The organism is Nonomuraea pusilla (assembly GCF_900109355.1).
Classification (GTDB): domain Bacteria; phylum Actinomycetota; class Actinomycetes; order Streptosporangiales; family Streptosporangiaceae; genus Nonomuraea; species Nonomuraea pusilla.
This window is the reverse complement of record NZ_FOBF01000011.1, coordinates 240,454-259,112: the sequence shown is the minus strand read 5'-3', so window position 1 is coordinate 259,112 and position 18,659 is coordinate 240,454. Positions and strand designations below refer to the sequence as shown.

Genomic DNA, 18,659 nt, shown 5'->3' with positions numbered 1-18,659 from the left:
GCGGCGCGGCGCGGGCCGCCCGTCAGGGCCGAAGGTCCCTGGCCGGTGCCCCTTCGTCCCTGGACGCCGCCCCGGACGCCTCCGCGCTCGCTGACACGTATCCGCGCAGGTGGACGGCGGTGTGGGTGGAGGCGTTCTTGATCATCTCGTGCGGGGTGCCCTCGAAGACGACCCTGCCGCCGTCCCGTCCCGCCTCCGGCCCGAGGTCGACGATCCAGTCGGCCGCGAGGACGACGTCGAGGTTGTGCTCGATGACGACGACCGTGGAGCCGGAGTCGACGAGCCGGTCGATCAGCCCGACGAGGTGGTCCACGTCGGCGAGGTGCAGGCCGGTGGTGGGCTCGTCCAGGACGATCGTGCGGCCGGGCGAGGCGAGTTCGGCGGCGAGCTTGAGCCGCTGCCGCTCGCCGCCCGACAGGGAGCTGAGCGGCTGGCCGAGGGTGAGGTAGCCGAGGCCGACGTCGGCGAGGCGGCCGAGCGTGGCCAGGATGGGCCGCTGGGTGAAGAAGCGCAGCGCCTCGTCCACGCTCATCTCGAAGACGTCGGCGATGCTGCGGCCGCCGACCGTGTGGCGCCGCGCCTCGGCGGTGAAGCGCCTGCCCTCGCAGGTCTCGCAGCGGGTGGTGACGCCCTCCATGAACGCCAGGTCGGTGTAGACGACGCCCGCGCCCTCGCAGCCGGGGCAGCCGCCGGACGAGTTCGGGGTGAACAGGCCGGGCGGCTGCCCGGTCGCCTTGGCGAAGACCTGCCTGACGGAGTCGAGCAGGCCGGTGAAGGTGGCGGGGTTGGACCGGCGGGAGCCGCGCAGCGGCTTCTGGTCGATGACGACGGCGCCTGGCTCGGCGGCGGGCAGGTGGCCGAGGACGAGGCTGCTCTTGCCCGATCCCGCCACGCCGGTGACGGCCGTCATGACGCCGCGCGGGATGCGTACGGTGACGTCGCGCAGGTTGTGGGTGCGGGCGTGCTCGATGACGAGCCAGCCGGCGGGGCGCCTCGGCGCGGGGCGTTCGGCCCTGACGGCCCGCAGGCCCCTGCCCGTGGGGGTCGGGGCGCGGCGCAGCCCGGCGTAGTCGCCGCTGTAGACCACCTGGCCGCCCGCCGCGCCCGCCCCCGGCCCCATGTCGACGCAGTGGTCGGCGATGGACATGATCTCCGGGTCGTGCTCGACGACGATGACGGTGTTGCCGCGGTCGCGCAGGTCGAGCAGCATCGCGCCGAGCGCGCGCACGTCGCGCGGGTGCAGGCCGGCGGTGGGCTCGTCGAAGACGTACAGCAGGTCGGTGAGGGCGCTGCCGAGGTGGCGCACCATCTTGACGCGCTGCGACTCGCCGCCGGACAGCGTGGACGTCGCCCGGTCGAGGCTGAGGTAGCCCAGGCCGAGGGCGGCCAGCCGGCGCAGCTGGCCGCGCAGCACGGCCAGCAGCGGGGCGACCTCGGGCCGGTCGAGAGCTTCCAGGAAGGCGAGCAGCTCGTCGGCCTGCATCGCGTTGCAGTCGGCGATGGAGCGGCCCTCCACCAGGCAGGCGCGGGCGGGCGCCGCCAGCCGGGTGCCGTCGCAGTCGGGGCAGCGGCGTCGTACGACGATCCGCTCGAACGCCTCCCGCTGCGCGCCCTTGAACGACTCGGGCTCGCGGTGCAGGTAGAGGCGGGTGAAGCGGGGCAGCAGGCCCTCGTACGCGCTGCCCGCGGCGTCGACGCCCGCGGGCGGCTTGAGGCTGCCCGCGGGGGCGTTCAGCAGGATGTCGCGCTCCCGCGGGCCGTAGTCACGGATCTTCTTCTCGACGTCGAAGAAGCCCGACCGCGCGTACGCCTTCCACATCCACTGGCCGGGGGCGAACGGCGGGAAGGTGATCGCCCCCTCGGCCAGGGACCTGTCGTCGTCCACCAGTGCGGCCACGTCCACGGTGGCGGCGACGCCGAGGCCCTGGCAGGTGGGGCACATGCCGGCGGGGTCGTTGAAGCTGTAGGCGTTGGACGGCCCGGCGGACGGCGTGCCCGCGCGGGAGAACAGCAGCCGCAGGCGCGCCCCGATGTCGGTGACCGTGCCGATGGTGGAGCGCGGACCGCCCGACAGCCGGTTCTGGTCGACGACGATCACGGCGGGCAGGTTCTCCAGGTGGTCGACATCGGGCTGCCCGTAGGTGGGCAGGCGGCTCTGGGCGAAGGCGGAGAACGTCTCGTTGAGCTGCCGCCCGGACTCGGCGGCGAGCGTGTCGAAGACCAGGGACGACTTGCCCGAGCCCGACACCCCGGTGACGACGGTGAGCTGCCGCTTCGGCAGGTCGAGATCCACGTTCTTCAGCGTGTTCTCCCGCGCGCCGCGAATCCGGATGACCTCCATCACGCCCCTCCTCTGGTCCGTACGACGTACGATACACCGTACGGGGGTGGTCCGGGGCAGGACTGGACCCCCTCGGTCTTCTCGTGGATCATCACGATGTGGCGCGATTCCGGTGCGAGGTCGTGGTCGAGGCGCTGCCGCGCCGGTGGTTCGAGGAGTGCGTCGACGCGCTGTACGAGCGGGCCGGGCGGCTGGAGCTGGACGGCGACGGCTGGATCCGGGACATCGAGCGGCACGCGGACGTCGCTCTGGTCGAGGGCGAGCACCTGACCGCCGGCGCGCGCTACCAGTGGCACGTGGACCGGGTGGGCGAGGACGGCGAGCCGCAGGACCGTGGAGGCACGACGACGGAGGTCGTGCTGAGGTCCTGGGAGCGGCACGGACCGGTGAGCGCCGAGGGCGAGACCTGGCTCGACGACGGCGGCCTGGCCACCTGGACGGCGCACCTGCACAGCCCGGCCAGGGCGGAGACCGTCCGGGCGGGCGGCTCGTACCGGGGCGTCGAGCGGTGGCAGCGGCTCTCCTGGGCGGCGCGGCTGGACGCCGGCCGGTGGTGGACCGCGACGGAGGGCCGGGAACGGCTCGGCCGGTCCTGGCCGTCCTGGGCGAAGGGCCGGGGGCGGCTCGGCTGGTCCTGGCCGTCCTGGGCGAAGGGCCCGGGGCGGCTCGGCCGATCCGCGAACGGCCGCGGGCGGCGCCGGGCGGAGGCGTTCACGGCGGCGCTGCGCCATCCTCTGGGCGAGGGCGTGCTGCGGCTCTCCCCGGCGGCCGCGCCTGACGGGCGGTGGCGGGTGGTCGTCACCCTGACCGTCCGGGGGCGCGGCTGGGCCCGTCCGGTGGCGGCCGCCGCCCTGCCGGCCGCCCGCCGCAGGCTGGAGGACGCGTTCGGGAAGGCGGTCCGGCGGGCCGTCCAGGAGTGGGACGAGACCGTGCGCGAGCTGCGGGGGCACGATCCCCGCGAGGTGGACGCCTGGCTCGCGGTCCTGGAGGCCCGCCTGCGGGCCGAGAACGCCGAACTCGACCGCTGGATCGCCGGGCAGGACACCACCACCGCCCCCTGACCCGCCCCGCGACCCGCCGGTCGCCCTGCCGCCGTCCCGGCGGATGCGTATGGTCGAACCATGCCCAAGACCGTCGATCATGAAGAGCGGAGGCGGCAGATCGCCGAGGCGGCGGCGCGCGTCGCCGCCTCACGCGGCCTGCGGGCCGCCAGCATGCGCGAGGTGGCGGCCGAGGCCGGGGTGTCGCTCCGGCTGGTGCAGTACTACTTCGACTCCAAGGAGGACCTGCTGCGGGGCGTGCTGAAGCACCTCGGCGGGCGGATCGCCGCGCGCGTCGCGCGGGGCGTGGAGTCGCTCCCCCGCCCCGCCGGCCCCCGCGAGGTCCTGTACGCGGCCCTCACCGCCCTCATCCCCGTGGACGAGGACAGCCACCGCGTCGTGCTCGCCTACACCGCGCACCACACGCTCACCCTGACCGAGCCCCACCTCGCGCCCGAAGGCCTGGCGTACGCCAACGCCCTGCTGGACTTCCTCGCCGAGCGGTTCCGCGAGGCGCGCGAGGCCGGTCAGCTGGCCGTGGACGAGGACCCCCGGACGTCCGCCTCCGTCGCGCTGGCCCTGGTCACCGGGCTGCAGTCGGCGGTGCTGGCCGGCCGCCACAGCGGCCCCACCGCCGTCGCCCTGCTCACCGCCCACCTCGACCGGCTCTTCTCACCCGTGCCGCGCTGAGCGCCGGGCGGGTCAGGTGTCCGGGGCGCCGCGGGCGCAGGTGCGCCTGGCCCAGGCCAGGTACGCGGGGGTCCTGTCGGTGACGATGCGGGTCACCCCCGCGTCGGCGAGGCGGCGCCAGTCGGCGGGGTCGTCGGGCGTCCACGCGTAGACCGGCAGGCCGGCGACCCGGTAGGCGCGCAGCCGCGCCCCGCTCAGGTGGTCGTACCGGACGGCGACGAAGCCGAACCGCCGGGCGAGCGCGTTCGGCGGCGGCGTGGCCGACAGCAGCCCCTTGCGGGCCGGGACGGACCGGGCGGCCTGCAGCGCGGCCGGGGAGAACGAGGTCAGGCTCGCCCAGCGGTAGGCGTCGGCGCGCCGGTAGGCGTCCTTCAGGGCGCGCAGGTCGGCGGGGCCGGGGACGACCTTCAGCTCCACCAGGGCCTCCGCCACCTTGCCGCGCAGCATGGACAGCGCCTGGAGCAGGGTCGGAGGACGCTGGCCGTCCTCGGTGCGCAGGGAGAGGAAGCGGGCCAGGCTCATGCCCGCGACCGCGCCGGAGCCGGTGGTGGTGCGTCCCACGGTGGCGTCGTGCATGAGCACCGGATGGTGGTCCCTGGTGAAGCGGACGTCGAACTCGACGCGCCGCGAGCCGGCCGCGAGGGCCTGGCGGAACGCGCCCAGCGTGTTCTCGGACATCCCCCTGTCGTAGCCCCGGTGCGACACGGGCGCCGGGAGGAGGCAGCGGCCCGCCCCCGGCTTCGGCGCCGCGCCCGCGGGAGCGGGACGGCTCGCGACCCCGACCGGCGACAGGACGATGAGCAGCGAGCCCGCCAGCGTGCCCCGTACGATGCGCCGCCGCGTGCGGGCCGCCGGGGCGGGGGAGGTCACGGACGTCACCTCCCCGCCGGGGCCCGGCGGGTGTCCCCGGGACGGGCGGCGGGGGCGGCGCGCCCGCGGAGCTCGGCGATCGGCATGGGCCTCTCCTTCGTTCCGTTACGGGACCCGAGGGCGGGGGGCAGGACCTGCGATGTTTACGCTTCGTATGTGATTGATTACCCATTGATGACACATTCTCGCTCGCCCGGCAAGCCCCGCCCGGGGAAGGCAGGAGGGCCGCCCGGCGAGCCCCCCGCCCGGGGAAGGCCTCCTGTCCGCGGGGGTCAGGAGGTGCGGGACAGGTCGCGGAGCGCGGAGGCCAGGCGGTCGACGTCGGCCGACGACGTGAACAGGGCCGGGGTCACGCGGACGCAGTCGCCGCCCACCGGCCCGCTGCGCTGCACGGTGAAGATGCGGTACCTGTCCATGAGGGTCCTCGCGACGGCGAGGTTGTCGGCCTGTGACGTGCGGCCGGGCAGCCGGAACGCGGTGATCGCGCCGTACGCGGCGGGGTCGTCGGGGGTGAGGATCGCCGTGCCGGGGATGTCGCGCACCCGCCCCACCCACCGGTCGCGCAGGTACCGCAGGCGGGCCTGCTTGACGGCGCCGCCGAGCGCCTCGTGGAAGTCGAGCGCGGTGTCCACGGTGAGGATCGGGGCGACGTCCATGGTGCCGGAGTGGACGCGGGTGCGGATGTCAGGATCCGGGGTGGAGGCGTCGCCGAACACCGGCTCGACGTCGTCCAGCCGCCCTCGTCTGACGTAGAGGAACCCGGAGCCGAGCGGCGCCCCCATCCACTTGTGCAGCGAGAACACCCCGAAGTCGGCGCCGAGGTCGCCGATCGTGAAGTCGAGGTGGCCCCAGGAGTGGGCGGCGTCGACGATGACGTCGGCGCCGCGCTCGCGCGCCATGGCGACGATCTCGCGCACCGGGGTGACCAGGCCCGTCACGTTGTTCATGTGGCTGAGCAGGAGCAGCCGGACCCTCGGGTGCGCGCGCAGCGCCCGCTCGTAGGCGTCGAGCACCGCCTGCCGGTGGGCGGGCTCGGGGATCACGACCTGGGCGACGTCCACGCCGCGCCGCCCGCGCAGCCAGTCCATGGTCTGCCGGCCGGTCGGGTAGTCGAGGTCGGCGTACATGACGGTGTCGCCGGGGCGCAGGCGCCGGTAGCAGGAGATGAGGTTCTGCAGCGCCTCGGTGCCGCCCCGCGTGAGCGCGATCTCGTCCGCGGAGGCCCCGAGCAGCGCCGCGATCCTGTCGCGCACCCGGTCGGCGCGCTCCTTGTACGAGGTGCGCAGCAGGTAGGAGTTGCAGGCGTTGAGGTGGTCGACGTTGCGGTGGTAGGCGAGCCTGACCGGCTCCGGCATGATGCCGTAGTAGCCGTTCTCCAGGTTGACGAACTCGTCGGTCACGCGGAACTGCCGGGCGACCGACGACCAGAAGCGCTCGTCGCGGGCGAGCTCGCCGGGTGTGACGCCGGGAGGCGCCGCGGGCGCCCGGCGCGGCGGCTCCTCCTCGCCCGGCCAGGCCGCCGCGGGTCTGGCCGCCGCGCCGGCGAGCGCCGCGGCCAGGCCGCCGAATCCCGTGAGCATCATGCGCCTGGGCAGGGCCATGGCAAGTTCCCCCGTACGTCTCCGATTACTCTTTCCGGCCGTCCGTCCCGGCCGGAGGGCCGGGCATTCCGCGCCCGGCCGAAGGCCAAGCATTCCGCCCCGGGCCCGCGCCGCGCGGGCGGCAGGCGGCGCGTTTTGCAAAGAACTGCAGTTTCGCTGGGCGCGTCCTGCTTTTCGCCGGGCATCATCGGCGGTGATGCGCGCGACAGGACGGATGCGATTCCGCGTTCCGGCCCCTTTCCCGGGACACGGGTGGGCGGTGAACGCGGCGCTCGCGCTCGCCCTGCTCGCCGGAGCGGTGTTCGCCCACGGCGGCGCGTGCGCGGCGGTGGTGCTGTCGGAGGCGGGCGCGCACCGCGCCCACATGGCCGCCGCCCACCCCGCCCACCCCGCCCACCCCGTCCACCCCGGCCACGCCGCGCACGCCGGCACGAAGTCGCAGGCAGCGCCGACGACCGCGCCGATGAAGGCGCCGGTGAACGCCCCGGTGAGCGGGCCGGTGAGCGGGCCGCTCACCGCCGCTTACGGGCACTGCTCGCACCGCGACCTGCCCGAACTGCACCACCACGGCACCGAGCCCGGCGGCTCGGACGCCGGTCAGGCGCCGCGCCCCGAGGCCGGCACGCCCGCCGCCGCACGGGTCGTTCCCGCCGTGACGGCCGGCGCCGCCCCGCTGGAATTTCCCTCCGCGATCCTTTTCTCCGGGCCCGTCCGCGCCCTTCTCTGTGTGATTCGCATATAGGACGACAAGCGAGATCGACGTCCCTTTTTCCCGGCGCGGGGCGAGCCGTTCCGCCGCGCCCGCAAAAGCATTCACATCGGAGATTCCTCATGTCATCGCACACCATTTCCACACGCCTTCGCGGCGCTCCTCCCGCCGGGCGGCCCTCCCTTTCCCTGGCCGTCGGGAACACGCCGCTGACGTTCGTCGCCGAGCCCGGCGGCACCGGCTTCTGGGCCAAGCTGGAGGGCTTCAACCCGGGCGGGATCAAGGACAGGCCCGCCCTGCACATGCTCAGGCGGGCCAGGGCCAGAGGGGAGCTCAAGCCGGGCGCGACCGTGGTCGAGTCGACCAGCGGCACGCTCGGGCTCGGCCTGGCCCTGGCCGGCATCGTGTTCGGCCACCCCGTCGTCCTGGTCGGCGACCCCGGCATGGAGCCGCTCATGCGCAGCCTGCTCGTCTCGTACGGGGTGCGTCTCGACCTGGTGACCGAGCCCGACCCGGTCGGCGGGTGGCAGGAGGCGCGCCGCCGCCGGGTCGCCGAGCTCGTTGCGCGCATCCCGGGGGCGTACTGGCCGGACCAGTACCACAACCCCGACAACGCGGGCGCCTACGCCGGGCTGGCGCACGAGCTGCTCGCCCAGGTGCCGCACATCGACGCGCTGGTCTGCTCGGTCGGCACCGGCGGCCACAGCGCCGGCATCTCGGGCGAGCTGCGCCGCCACTTCCCGGACATGGAGCTCGTCGGCGTCGACACCGTCGGGTCCACCATCTTCGGCCAGCCCGCCAGGCCCCGGCTGATGCGGGGGCTGGGCAGCAGCATCCATCCGCGCAACGTGGCGTACGGGTCGTTCAGCGAGGTGCACTGGGTGGCGCCCGCCGAGGCGGTGTGGGCGTGCAGGGACCTGGCGGCCAGGCACTACGTCTCCGGCGGCTGGAGCACCGGCGCCGTCGCGCTCGTGGCCCGCTGGCTGGCGCGCGTGCGGGGCCCCGGGCACACCGTCGTCGCGGTGTTCCCCGACGGCCCGTGGAGGTACTGGAACACCGTCTTCGACGACGACTACTGCCACGCGCACGGGCTGCTCGACGCCGTCCCTGCCGACGAGCCCGACGTCCTGGAGCACCCGGGGGAGCGCGAGGTGCTCCGCTGGACGCGCTGCCGCACCGTCGTCGACCCGCTGATCGCGACCCCGGCGGCCGGTCGATGACCGGCGCGCTGCGGCAGTTCCGCTCCTTCGGCCGCCCGATCCAGGTCCTGCAGGTCAACCAGGCCGGCATCAACCTGGGCTTCTACATGCTGATGCCGTACCTCGCCCACCACCTGTCGGCCGGGGCGGGGCTGGCCGCGTGGGCCATCGGGCTGGTGCTGGGCCTGCGGAACATGAGCCAGCAGGGGCTGTTCCTCATCGGTGGCACCCTGTCCGACCGGCTGGGGCCCAAGCCGCTCATCATGGCGGGCTGCGCCCTGCGGACGCTCGGCTTCGCGCTGTTCGGGCTGACGACGTCGCTGCCGCTGCTCGTCGTGGCCGCCGTCGTGACCGGGTTCGCCGGGGCCCTGTTCAACCCGGCGGCCCGCGCCTACCTCGCCGCCGAGGCGGGCGAGCGCAAGGTCGAGGCGTTCGCCGTGTTCAACGTGTTCTACCAGGGCGGCATCCTGCTCGGTCCGGTCGTCGGCGTGGCGCTGCTCGACGCCGGCTTCACCGCCGTGTGCCTGGCCGCCGCCGGGATCTTCGCCGCGCTGACCGTCCTGCAGGCGGTCCACCTGCCGGCGCGGCGCGCCCCGGCGGAGGACGCCGCGCCGCCGGTGCTGCGCGACTGGCGGCAGGCGTTCGGCGACCGCGCCTTCGTCTCGTTCGCCGCCGCCATGGCCGCCTCGTACGCGCTGTCGTACCAGATGTACCTGGGCCTGCCGCTGGAGGTGCAGCGGCTCGGCGGCGGCGACGCGGGCGTGACGGCGCTGTACGTCGTCTCGGCCCTGCTCGGCATCGCGGGGCAGGTCCGCGTGACGTCCTGGTGCTCGGCGCGCTGGAGCCGCGGGCGGGCCGTCACCCGTGGCATGGCGCTCATGGGGCTGTCCTTCCTGCCGGTCGCGGCGGCGGCGCACCTCGCGCTCCCGCCCCCGTGGGGCCTGCTGCCGGTGGCCGCGTGCGTCGTGCTGCTCACGGCGGGCACGCTGGTGGCCTTCCCGTTCGAGATGGCCACGATCGCCGACATGGCGGGCGACCGGCTGATCGGCACCTACTACGGGCTGTACAACCTGCTGTCAGGGGTGGGCATCCTGGCGGGCAACCTGCTGGCGGGGGTGACGCTGGACGCGGCCAGGGCGTCGGGGTGGGCGAGCCTGCCGTGGCTGCTCCTCTCGGGCGCGGGCCTGGCCTCGGCGGCGGCGCTCCGCCGCCTGGACCGCCGTGCCCGCCTCGGCGAGCCCCGCCCCGCCCCTGCCCCCGCCTGACCCCGCGCCTGCGAATCGGCGGTCTCCCGGCCACCGGGCATCCCGCCGTGCCATCGCGCGGGGCTCGCCACGCGGGGCAGGCAGGAGCCCGGCGGCCGGGCCGGCTCACTCGACGGCGATCAGACCCCGCTGGTAGGCGCGGACGAGGCGGCGGGGCACGAGCAGCCGCCGTCCGTTCACGGTGACCGGGACGAGGTCGGGCGCCGTCGCCTTCCACTGGCTGCGGCGGTGCCGGGTGTTGCCGCGGGAGGTTCTCCGCTTGGGGACGGCCATGGCTACCAGCTCGCCTTCCTGACGCCGGGCAGCTCACCGCGGTGGGCCATCTCCCGGAAGCGCACCCGGGAGAGCCCGAACCTGGTCAGGTGCCCGCGAGGACGGCCGTCGACGGAGTCACGGTTGCGGACGCGGGTGGCGCCGGCGTCGCGCGGCTGGCGAGCCAGCGCCCGAACGGCTTCCGCCCGCTCCTGGGACGTGCCGGTGCGGACGACCTCCTTCAGCTCGGCCCGCCGCTCGGCGTAGCGCCGGACCACGGCCTTGCGCCGCTCGTTAGCGGCGATCTTGCTCTTCTTGGCCATCAGACCCGCTCTCCTCTCGCACGGATCTGGGCGACGGCCTTGTCGATGCCGATCCTGTCGATGGTCTTGATCGCACGGGCGCTGAGCGTGAGCCGGACGTGGCGGCCTTCGCTCTCCAGCCAGTAGCGGCGCCGCTGGATGTTGGGGTTCCAGCGCCGCCGGGTGCGGCGGTGGGAGTGGGAGACGTTGTTGCCGAAGGCGGGTTTGACCCCGGTGAGCTGGCAGTGCGTGGACATCAGAGCCTCCCGTGACGCTGGTCGAACCGCTCGACGCGATCGTGGAGGACGACCGGGCGGTGGTCGGGGTGGACGCCCTTCTTCATCGCTCCTCCCTGAAGAGCACGTGCCGGCGGATGGTCGGGTCGTACTTGCGGAGGGTGAGCCTGTCGGGGGTGTTCCGACGGTTCTTCCTGGTCACGTAGGTGTAGCCGGTGCCGGCCGTGGATCTGAGCTTGATCACGGGGCGCACCTCATCTCTGGCCAAAACAGTTCCTTTCCACTTGCGGCAGTATGCCATGATAACGAAAACGGTTTTCATACCAACTTCTGGAGGTTTCGTGCCAACCCCGGTCGTCCTCGTCGCGGGCCTGCACGCCACGGCTCGCACCGCCGCCGTCGAACGGTTGCTCGCCGCGCATCCCGGCTCACTCGCCATCCACCACGACCTGAGCCAGGTCACCCACGGGCGCGTCCGCCGCGGCGTCCGGGACAGGACGGGCGTCCTCGACACGGCCGAGGTGCGGCTCGCGCACGGCTGCGTCACCTGCACCGTGCGAGAGGACCTCCTCCCCCAGCTCGTCATGCTGGCGCCCGGTGCGGCACTCCTGATCGTGGACCTGTGGGACTCGGTGGAGCCCCGCTCGGTGGCCGAGGCGATCGACTGCGCCGAGGCCCGGGAGACCCTGCGGCTCACCGCCGTACTCACCGCGCTGGACGCCGCGGCCCTGCCCGACGACATCACCCGCGGCGAACGCCTCAGCGAGGTCGGCAGGGCCGCGGCCGCCGGTGACCGGCGTCACCTGGCCGAGGTGCTGGCGCGGCAGTTCGAATACCCGGCCACCCTCGTGCTGCACGGCGGTGACGAGGACGACCGGGAGCTGTCCCGCGCGGTGCTCGCCCACCTCGCCCCCTTCGCCTCCGTCCACACCGTCGAGTCCCTGCCTCCCGTCATGGGGGCACGGGTGTGCGCCGGCGAACTGGCCGAACGCGTGGACCCCGCCACCGCCCAGCTGCCCGGCGACCTCCAGACCGACGAGATCGTCACCGCCGTCTGGCGCAGCCGCCGCCCGCTGCACCCGGCCCGCCTGTTCGAGGCCGTCGACGAGCTGGTGACCGAGTCGGTGCGCTCGCGCGGCCGCTTCTGGCTGGCCAACCGCCCGGACGAGCTGCTGGCCTGGGACGCGGTGGCCGGCGTCGTCTCGGTCGAGGCCGCGGGCCCCTGGCTGGCCGCACTGCCCCGAGCCGCCTGGGACCTGGTGTCCCCGGCCCGCCGTCTGGCCGCCGACCTGGACTGGCACCCCGCCCGCGGCGACCGCGTCCAGCACCTGGTCTTCACCGGTCCCGATCTCGACGCCGCCCGCTTCCGCACGCTCCTCGACTCCTGCCTGCTCAGAGAGGAGGAGGAACAGGCCGGGCAGGACGCCTGGAGCCGCTACGACGACCCGTTCGCCCCCATCCTCGTCAAGGAGAGCGCATGAAGACCCGCCGCGCCCCGCGCAAGAAGCCCAACCCGCTCCTGCACGTCGACCACGTCGACTACAAGGACACCGCCCTGCTGCGCAAGTTCATCTCCGACCGCGGCAAGATCCGCAGCCGCCGGGTCACCGGCGTCACCGTACGGCAGCAGCGCCTGATCGCCAGGGCCGTCAAGAACGCCCGCGAGATGGCCCTGCTCCCCTACGCCTCGCGCCCGAGCGCGTGAACACGGAGGAGAGCGCGTGAAGCCTCACCACGCACGGCGGCAGCGGCGACTCCCCACCGGGACGGACCCGTACGAACGCTCCGCCGAGTACGTGGACGTGATGCTCGCCCCGGCCTGGACGGCGCTGGAGCCGGTGCTGGCCGAGGCGCTGCGCGGAGCCCCCGGACCCGTCGTGGACGTCGGGGCCGGAGGCGGCCACGGCACCCGGGTGATCGCGCGGGCCGTGCCCCAGGCCGAGATCTTCGCCGTGGAGCCGTCGCCAGGTCTGCGCGCGGTCCTGCTCGCCAGGGTCAGCGAGGACCCGGACCTGCGTGACCGCGTGACCGTGCTGCCCGGCGAGCTGCGCCGCGCCGCGCTCCCGCCCCGCCTGGGCACGCTCGTCATGATGAACGTCATCGGCCACCTCGACCCCGCCGAGCGCCGCATGACCTGGCAGCTGCTGACGGAACGCCTGCTGCCCGGCGGCCGGGCCGTCCTCAACCTCCAGCCCCCGGCCGAACCCGTCGCCGTGCCGCGCACCCGCTTCTCCGAACTGCGCATCGGGCGGCGCCGGTACGAGGGCTGGGGCCGGGCCGAACCCGCCGGACCCGAGCAGGTCACCTGGCGCATGACCTACCGCGCCTTCCAGGACGGCGAACCGACCGAGGAAGTGGAGGTCGAGTACACCTGGTGGGTCCTCGGCCATGACGGGCTCAGGGCCGAACTCGCCGAACACGGCCTGCACCTGCGCCCCACCGGCCCAGCCGGCCTCGGGCTGTGGTGCATCACCCGATCGCCCGCCTGACAAGTCGCGCGCGGTCAACGCAAACATGAAACTGATCATCGTGACAGAAGGGATGCGTACGCGATGTTCGATGTCGTCGTGGTGGGCGGAGGACCCGCGGGGCTGAACGCGGCGCTGGTGTCGGGGCGGCAGCGGCGGCGCGTGCTGCTGGTGGACAGCGGCGCGCCGCGCAACGCCCCCGCGCAGGAGACGCACATGCTGCTGTCCCGCGACGGTCTCTCACCCACGGCGCTCAGGGAGGCGGGGCAGGCGGACCTGCGGGCCTATCCCACGGTCGAGACCCGCTCCGCCGAGGTCGTCGACGCGTCGGCCCTCACGTCGGGCAACGCCTCGGGCTTCGAGCTGACCCTGGCGGACGGCGGCCGGGAACACGCGCGGAAAGTGGTCCTCGCCACCGGTCAGACCGACGTCCTCGCCGACGTCCCCGGCCTGGCCGAGCGGTTCGGCCGCGGCGTGTTCCACTGCCCCTTCTGCCACGGCTACGAGGCGAGGGAGCAGCCGATCGCCGTTCTGGGCTCCGACTTCCCAAGTGTCATGCTCGCCCTGTACGTCGCCGACCGCTTCAGCGACGACGTCGTCCTGTGCGGCAACGGCGAGGCACCGCCGGACGAGCACCGGGAACGGCTGGAGAAGGCCGGGGTGGGGGTGCGTGAGGAACGGGTCACGGAGCTGCGCGGCGAGCCGGGCGCCCTTGAGCTGCGCCTCGAAGGCGGCACGCCGCTCCTCCGCGGGGCGGTGTTCCACCGGACGCGCACCAGGCAGCACTCCGACCTCGCCGAGCGGCTGGGGTGTGAGCTGCTGCCGGACGGGTGCGTGCGGGTCAACGAGTTCCAGCAGACCTCGGTGCGCGGGGTGTACGCGGCGGGCGACATGGCCCGGCTGGAGGCGCTGCCGGACGCGATGACGTTCGTGGTCACGGGGGCGGCGGACGGCGCCAGGGCCGCGATCTGGGTGGACCAGGAGCTGTTCCGCGAGGACGCCGGACTGGCCGCCGGCTGAAGCACGCGGCTCCGGCAGGAGCACGCTCGCCCGGCTCCCGGCCGCCCCGGGCGCGGACCGGAGCACGACACGGCCCCGGCGGCGCGCGGCCGCCGGGGCCGTCAGGTCAGCGCTTCGCGCGGATGGCCGCGGCCAGCCCCGCGACCGTGGGCGCGGTGAGGAAGGCCCGGGGCGTGACCTGCGGAAGTCCTGAGCGGGCCAGGCGGGTGAGCATCCTGATGGCGACGAGCGAATCCCCGCCGAGCGCGAAGAACTCCGCCGCCCGGTCGAGTGGATGGTGCTCCGGCAGGCCGAGCAGCTCGCGCCAGCAGCCGGCCACCGCCTGTTCCAGCTCGTCGCGCGGCGCCCCGCCGTCCTGCCCCGTGGTCGCGCGGGGCCGGGCGCCGAGCCGGAGGCCGCCGTCCGGGTCCAGCGCCCCCGGCAGGTCGCAGGCGCTCTCCCAGCCCTCCCGGGTCTCCAGTGATCGCAGGAGCGTCGTCCAGGTGGCGAACAGCCGCTCCACGTCCTCTGCCTGGAAGAGCTCCTCCACCAGCGACAGCACGATCACCAGCTCGTCCCTGGCCTCGTACAGGCGCCCCTCCACGGCCACCTGCGGGGTGCGCAGCTCCTGCCGGTGGTCCGCCAGGTCGATGCGGCCCAGTGGCCCGGCCTCCTCCGGGATCGAGCTGCCCATGGCCGCGTCCACCCCGAGCGTGCTCTGGAAGACGACGGGCGCGACCGGCCGGGTCGTGCCCCATCGGCGGGCGAGTTCCCTGGACACCTCCACGCCTGAGACGAGGCTGTGCGCGAGCGCCTCGCCGGTGAGGGTCTGAAGGTCGCGGGCGAGGGCGGCGAACGAGGCCTGCCCCGGCAGTTCGACCGGCAGCAGCACGGTGGAGGAGAAGGCGCCCACCATGCGGTGCACGTCGGGATGCAGCGGCAGCCGGTTGAGCTGGAGGCTGTTGAGCAGGAAGCGCCGGTGCCCCGCGGTACGCGCGAGCGCGACGGCGTAGGCGGCCAGCGCCGCGGCGGACGGCGTCACCCCGTGCGCGCGGCACAGCTCCTGGACGCGGGCCCAGCGCTCGGGAGCCAGCCGCGCTTCGAGGCTGCGCATCACGTCGGCCCGTACGGCGTCCGGCTCGGCTGCGAGCGGCAGCGCGGGCGGCTGGGGGAAGGCGTCGAGCCGCTGCCACCACCAGTCGCGGTCAGCCTGCCACTGCGGGGTCTCCGGCAGCCGCTGGACGGCGGTGACGTAGTCGCCGAAGTCGATGTCCAGGGGCGCGAGCACGGCGTTCCAGTCGGCGGCGAACGCGAAGAGGTCGCGGTGGAAGACGCCGGACGACCATCCGTCCACCAGGAGCAGGCTCATGGAGGAATGCAGCCTGCCGCGCCCGCCCGGCAGGAGGCTGAGGCGCAGGTCGACGCCTGGTCCGGCGGCGGGGTCAGGGCCGTGCGCGCGCATGTCGGCGCGCAGCCCGGCCAGTCGCCGGGCGGCCTCCTCGGGGTCGAGCGCGCGCCAGTCGTGGACGGTGAGGGACGGGATCGCGCCGGGCGCGTCCAGGTCGAGGATCCGCTGGCTGCCGTCGGGCAGGACGCGCGCCCGCAGCGCGGGCTGGTGGGCGGCGAGCCGGTGCAGGGCGTCGCTCAACGCCTCGGGGGCCTCGTCGCCGTCCACGCCGGTCAGGCCGAGGTCCGCGTAGTGGTGCGCGGACTCGTACGACAGCTCCCAGCCGTCCTGCTGGCCGACGAAGTAGCCCTGCTGGAGCGGCAGCAGGGGGAACGGCGCGAGCGGGTCGTCCCGGCGGGTCACCTTGAGGTCGGGCACGTCGGCGGCGCGCACGGTGCCGCGCTCCCGGACGACGGCGGCGAGGTCGGCGAGCGTGTGCTGCACCGGGAGGTCGGACATCGCCAGCACCACCCCCAGCCGCCTGCGGACGAGGGCGGCGGTGCGGACGGCGAGCACGGAGTCGCCGCCCAGGGAGAGGAAGCTGTCGCCCGGAGAGATGTCGCTCTCGGGCAGGTCGAGGATGTCCGCCCAGATCCGGCGCAGCGTGGGTTCGGGGTCTACGGTCACGGGCGGTGGCTCCGATCGGTGATGAGGGCGTCGACGGTGTGGATCTCGCGGGGGACGAGGTGTGGGGGCAGCGCCTCCGCCGCCTCGGGCGGCAGCGGGGCGGGGGCCGGGTGGCGCTCGCCGCGGACGGCGGTGAAGACGTGCTGTCCGGCGGCGGCGAGCGGGCCGTCGGGAGCGGGCTCGACGCGCAGGTCCCGGTATCCGGCCGCCGCGAGCTGCAGGATCCATTCGGTCCGGGTCAGGAACACGCGGTCCTGACCCTGCCGGACGTCGGCGAAGCCGGGCAGGAGCGCGTCGGCCCGCGGCGACATGAGGAAGTGCATCGAGGCCGACACCAGGTGGTGTTCGACGCACGACTCGATCAGCACGAGCGTGCCGCCGGGTGCCAGCAGCTCGCGGATCGCGGCCAGGGTGCGGCCGGCGTGGCGGGCGTTGTGCAGGACGTTGGCGGCCAGGACGACGTCGAACGGCTGCTCGTCGAGCGCCATCGGGGCGTTGACGTCCAGGTGGGCGTAGCGCAGCCCCGTCCGGTGCGCGAAGCGTTCGCGGGCGGCGTCCAGGAAGAAGGCGGAGACGTCGGTGAACAGGTAGTCCACCTCGCCCACGGCGGCGAGGACGGCGTCGGTGGTGGCGCCGACCCCCGCGCCGATCTCCAGCACCCTGGCGGGGGCGCGTGCCGCGACGGCCTCGGCCGCCGCCCTGTTGAGCCGGCGGCTGATCAGGTTGTCGCGGTAGTTGCCCCGGGCGGCGGTCATGCCTCCGCCCGCGAAGAGCAGGGACTGCAGGCTGATCTCGTCGCGTACGAGCCGCGGCAGGCTGCGCAGCGCCGTCTGGAAGAAGCGGCCCATCTCGGCGGGGTAGCCCAGCTCCTGCCGGGCGGCGTCGAGGTCCCGCATGGCGCGGGCCAGCTCCTGGCGGGACGGAGGCGCCGGCAGGTTCTCGGAGGCGAGCGCGGCCAGCCAGCGGCGGACGATCCACCGGTGGCGTGGGGCGGCCCGGAGCGCGTCCGCGACCTCCTCCGCGCCGTGGCGGAACAGGCCGGTGGTCTGCACGGTGTGCACGGTGTGCGCGATGGCCAGCACGGCCGCCCGTTCCATGGCCGCCAGGCAGCCTGGCACGACGCGGGTCTCGCCGTCGTCGAGCCGGGCCGAAGGCGGGGCGGCGACCGAGGGTTCCGGCAGCGGGCGCCCGTCGGAGACCAGGGCCGACACGGCCGCCCCGGGGCCGTCGCCGATGAGCAGGACCTCCGCCTCCGCCACGCCGGGCAGCGCTTCGAGGGTGCGGCGGACCAGGCGGAGATCGTCGCGCGAGGGCGGCTCAACGGGCATCGCCTGCCGCCTCCTCCACGCCGATGACGGGAAGCGGCGTCCCGGGCAGGGCCGCGCGCAGGTGGTCGTGCAGCACCTCGGGCAGCCGCCGGGCCACGAACGCGGTCATGGGTTCGTGCGCGAGCAGGCCGGGTTCGACGCCCTCGGCCAGGAGGGCGACGCTCTTCGCCGTGAACCGCCCCGTCGATGGGGGTCGTGCCACGGCGAGGCGGGTCGGATCGGCGAGATCGAGCAGGACCGGTCCTCGCGGGCGCAGGGCGTGGGGGGTGCTCGCGTCCGGGGAGTCGTCCAGGAGCGCGTTCGGGATGCCGTCGCGCGGTCCGGAGCCCGGCCAGGCGGGGGCCTCGTCGGCGTCGGCGTGCAGGACGAGGTCGTAGCGGTAGCGGGTGAGCTCGGTGTCGGCGGCCATGGTGCGGGCGTGGGCCGACACCGCGACGGGACGGCCCGCCTCCAGCGCGACGCGCGCGATCGCACGCGGGTCGAGCAGCATCTCCTCCTCCTGGGCCGCCCGTCGCGCCGCCCGCCGCTCGATCTCGGCCGGGTCGGCCTCGGGGTCCTTGGCACGTTCGACCCAGCGGCAGTAGTGGCCGAGGAGCCCGGCGTGCCGGACGTCGCCGACGATCACGGTGCCACCGGGGGCGACCAGGTCGAGGGCGTCGAGCAGCACGGCGCGCAGGTAGCCGAGGTGGGGGAAGCACTGGGTGACGGAGTTCAGCAGGACGCAGTCGGGCCGGGCCCGCGGTCCCATGGTGTCGGCCAGCGCCCTCGTCACCTGGTCCGACCGGGCTTCGTGGGCGGCGGCCCTGACGACCGCGATGCCGGCTGTGGTCATCGGGCCGAGCCGCTCGACGGCGGCCGCGGAGACGTCGGTGCCGACGTAGGCGGTCAGTCGCTCTCTCAGGGCGTGCAACAGCAGGCCGCTGCCGCAGCCGAGTTCGAGCACGCGTGACGGGCGGCGGCTCAGCACCAGGTCCACGGTGCACCGGAGCCAGTCGGCCATGTGCTCCTCCGGCAACGGCCGGCCGGTGTCGGAGGCGCGCCAGCCGGAGAAGTCCGGCTCGCCGGGCTCGGGAGACGCTTCGTACACCCAGTCGTAGACGTCTCCCCAGTGCTCCAGGAACTCGCGCAGCAGCGCTCCGGGGCGGGGGCGTACGGCGAGCGTCTCGGGTCGCGGGCGCACCAGGACGCCCTGGGGCGTGCGGCGCGCGGTGGCCACCCACGGGTGGTCGCGCAGCAGGTCAAGGATGGCTTCGTCGGTCAAGGCCGGTCCTCCGTCCGGATGGTG

Annotated in this window: 19 protein-coding genes; 9 read left to right on the top strand and 10 right to left on the bottom strand. The window is 74.7% G+C overall.

All coding sequences use genetic code 11. The features are described from left to right. Positions 1 to 22 precede the first annotated feature (22 nt). Positions 23 to 2,341, bottom strand: a complete 2,319-nt coding sequence (locus BMX74_RS23845; RefSeq protein ID WP_091102885.1) for an ATP-binding cassette domain-containing protein — start codon at positions 2,339 to 2,341, stop codon at positions 23 to 25. A gap of 98 nt (positions 2,342 to 2,439) precedes the next feature. Here BMX74_RS23845 and BMX74_RS23840 point away from each other — a divergent pair, with 98 nt between their 5' ends. Beyond that, a complete protein-coding gene (locus BMX74_RS23840) occupies positions 2,440 to 3,402 on the top strand; it encodes a hypothetical protein (protein WP_091102882.1) in 963 nt (320 codons plus the stop codon). 60 nt (positions 3,403 to 3,462) lie between these two features. Beyond that, a complete protein-coding gene (locus BMX74_RS23835) occupies positions 3,463 to 4,071 on the top strand; it encodes a TetR/AcrR family transcriptional regulator (protein ID WP_091102881.1) in 609 nt (202 codons plus the stop codon). 12 nt (positions 4,072 to 4,083) lie between these two features. On the opposite strand, the gene BMX74_RS23830 is transcribed toward BMX74_RS23835, so the two are convergent. Together BMX74_RS23830 and BMX74_RS23825 are read right to left on the bottom strand one after the other, a co-directional pair. Continuing rightward, positions 4,084 to 4,941 carry a glycerophosphodiester phosphodiesterase gene (locus tag BMX74_RS23830; RefSeq protein WP_143078742.1) on the bottom strand — a complete coding sequence of 286 codons (858 nt, stop codon included), beginning with the start codon at positions 4,939 to 4,941 and terminating at the stop codon, positions 4,084 to 4,086. Positions 4,942 to 5,213: 272 nt separating this feature from the next. Further along, positions 5,214 to 6,542 (bottom strand): aminotransferase class V-fold PLP-dependent enzyme, encoded by a 1,329-nt coding sequence (locus tag BMX74_RS23825; RefSeq protein WP_055501434.1) that lies wholly within the window; start codon positions 6,540 to 6,542, stop codon positions 5,214 to 5,216. Between the two features lie 259 nt (positions 6,543 to 6,801). Here BMX74_RS23825 and BMX74_RS23820 point away from each other — a divergent pair, with 259 nt between their 5' ends. The 3 genes from BMX74_RS23820 (at position 6,802) to BMX74_RS23810 (ending at position 9,715) form a co-directional block, all read left to right on the top strand. Next, a complete protein-coding gene (locus BMX74_RS23820; protein WP_091102876.1) occupies positions 6,802 to 7,284 on the top strand; it encodes a hypothetical protein in 483 nt (160 codons plus the stop codon). Positions 7,285 to 7,373: 89 nt separating this feature from the next. Next, entirely contained in the window at positions 7,374 to 8,471 is a 1,098-nt protein-coding gene (locus BMX74_RS23815) for a PLP-dependent cysteine synthase family protein (RefSeq protein ID WP_091102873.1), read from the top strand. Then, positions 8,468 to 9,715: an MFS transporter gene (locus tag BMX74_RS23810; RefSeq protein WP_091102871.1), complete on the top strand. Its 1,248-nt coding sequence runs from the start codon at positions 8,468 to 8,470 to the stop codon at positions 9,713 to 9,715. Before BMX74_RS23815 ends, BMX74_RS23810 begins: the two co-directional genes overlap by 4 nt. Positions 9,716 to 9,820: 105 nt before the next feature. On the opposite strand, the gene rpmF is transcribed toward BMX74_RS23810, so the two are convergent. From rpmF to rpmG, 4 genes are all read right to left on the bottom strand, one after another. Next, complete coding sequence (gene rpmF / locus BMX74_RS23805; RefSeq protein ID WP_055501430.1) at positions 9,821 to 9,988, bottom strand: 50S ribosomal protein L32; 168 nt, start codon at positions 9,986 to 9,988, stop codon at positions 9,821 to 9,823. Between the two features lie 2 nt (positions 9,989 to 9,990). Further along, positions 9,991 to 10,290, bottom strand: a complete 300-nt coding sequence (gene rpsN, locus BMX74_RS23800) for a 30S ribosomal protein S14 (protein WP_055501429.1) — start codon at positions 10,288 to 10,290, stop codon at positions 9,991 to 9,993. Further along, the gene (gene rpmB / locus BMX74_RS23795; RefSeq protein WP_055501428.1) at positions 10,290 to 10,526 is read right to left on the bottom strand and encodes a 50S ribosomal protein L28; all 237 of its coding nucleotides are present in this window, start codon (positions 10,524 to 10,526) and stop codon (positions 10,290 to 10,292) included. Before rpmB ends, rpsN begins: the two co-directional genes overlap by 1 nt. 82 nt (positions 10,527 to 10,608) lie before the next feature. Next, a complete protein-coding gene (gene rpmG, locus BMX74_RS23790) occupies positions 10,609 to 10,773 on the bottom strand; it encodes a 50S ribosomal protein L33 (RefSeq protein ID WP_055501427.1) in 165 nt (54 codons plus the stop codon). Positions 10,774 to 10,846: 73 nt separating this feature from the next. Between rpmG and BMX74_RS23785 the strand changes: the two genes are divergently transcribed. From BMX74_RS23785 to BMX74_RS23770, 4 genes are all read left to right on the top strand, one after another. After that, positions 10,847 to 11,986, top strand: coding sequence for a CobW family GTP-binding protein (locus BMX74_RS23785; RefSeq protein ID WP_236714562.1), 1,140 nt, complete (start codon positions 10,847 to 10,849; stop codon positions 11,984 to 11,986). Further along, a complete protein-coding gene (gene rpsR, locus BMX74_RS23780; protein ID WP_055501425.1) occupies positions 11,983 to 12,210 on the top strand; it encodes a 30S ribosomal protein S18 in 228 nt (75 codons plus the stop codon). Before BMX74_RS23785 ends, rpsR begins: the two co-directional genes overlap by 4 nt. Before the next feature lie 16 nt (positions 12,211 to 12,226). Continuing rightward, the gene (locus BMX74_RS23775; RefSeq protein WP_236714561.1) at positions 12,227 to 12,994 is read left to right on the top strand and encodes a class I SAM-dependent methyltransferase; all 768 of its coding nucleotides are present in this window, start codon (positions 12,227 to 12,229) and stop codon (positions 12,992 to 12,994) included. 63 nt (positions 12,995 to 13,057) lie between these two features. Beyond that, a complete protein-coding gene (locus BMX74_RS23770; RefSeq protein WP_055501424.1) occupies positions 13,058 to 13,993 on the top strand; it encodes an NAD(P)/FAD-dependent oxidoreductase in 936 nt (311 codons plus the stop codon). 106 nt (positions 13,994 to 14,099) lie between these two features. Here BMX74_RS23770 and BMX74_RS23765 read toward each other — a convergent pair whose 3' ends face one another. Genes BMX74_RS23765 through BMX74_RS23755 form a run of 3 tightly spaced genes read right to left on the bottom strand, consistent with a single transcriptional unit; the run spans position 14,100 to position 18,635 of the window. Further along, on the bottom strand, positions 14,100 to 16,046 hold the full coding sequence (locus BMX74_RS23765) for a phosphopantetheine-binding protein (protein WP_091102869.1): 1,947 nt from the start codon (positions 16,044 to 16,046) through the stop codon (positions 14,100 to 14,102). Further along, positions 16,043 to 17,374 carry a class I SAM-dependent methyltransferase gene (locus tag BMX74_RS45760; RefSeq protein WP_091102866.1) on the bottom strand — a complete coding sequence of 444 codons (1,332 nt, stop codon included), beginning with the start codon at positions 17,372 to 17,374 and terminating at the stop codon, positions 16,043 to 16,045. Before BMX74_RS45760 ends, BMX74_RS23765 begins: the two co-directional genes overlap by 4 nt. Next, positions 17,364 to 18,635, bottom strand: a complete 1,272-nt coding sequence (locus BMX74_RS23755) for a methyltransferase domain-containing protein (protein WP_091102865.1) — start codon at positions 18,633 to 18,635, stop codon at positions 17,364 to 17,366. The genes BMX74_RS45760 and BMX74_RS23755 overlap by 11 nt, the downstream gene beginning before the upstream one ends. Positions 18,636 to 18,659 lie beyond the last annotated feature (24 nt).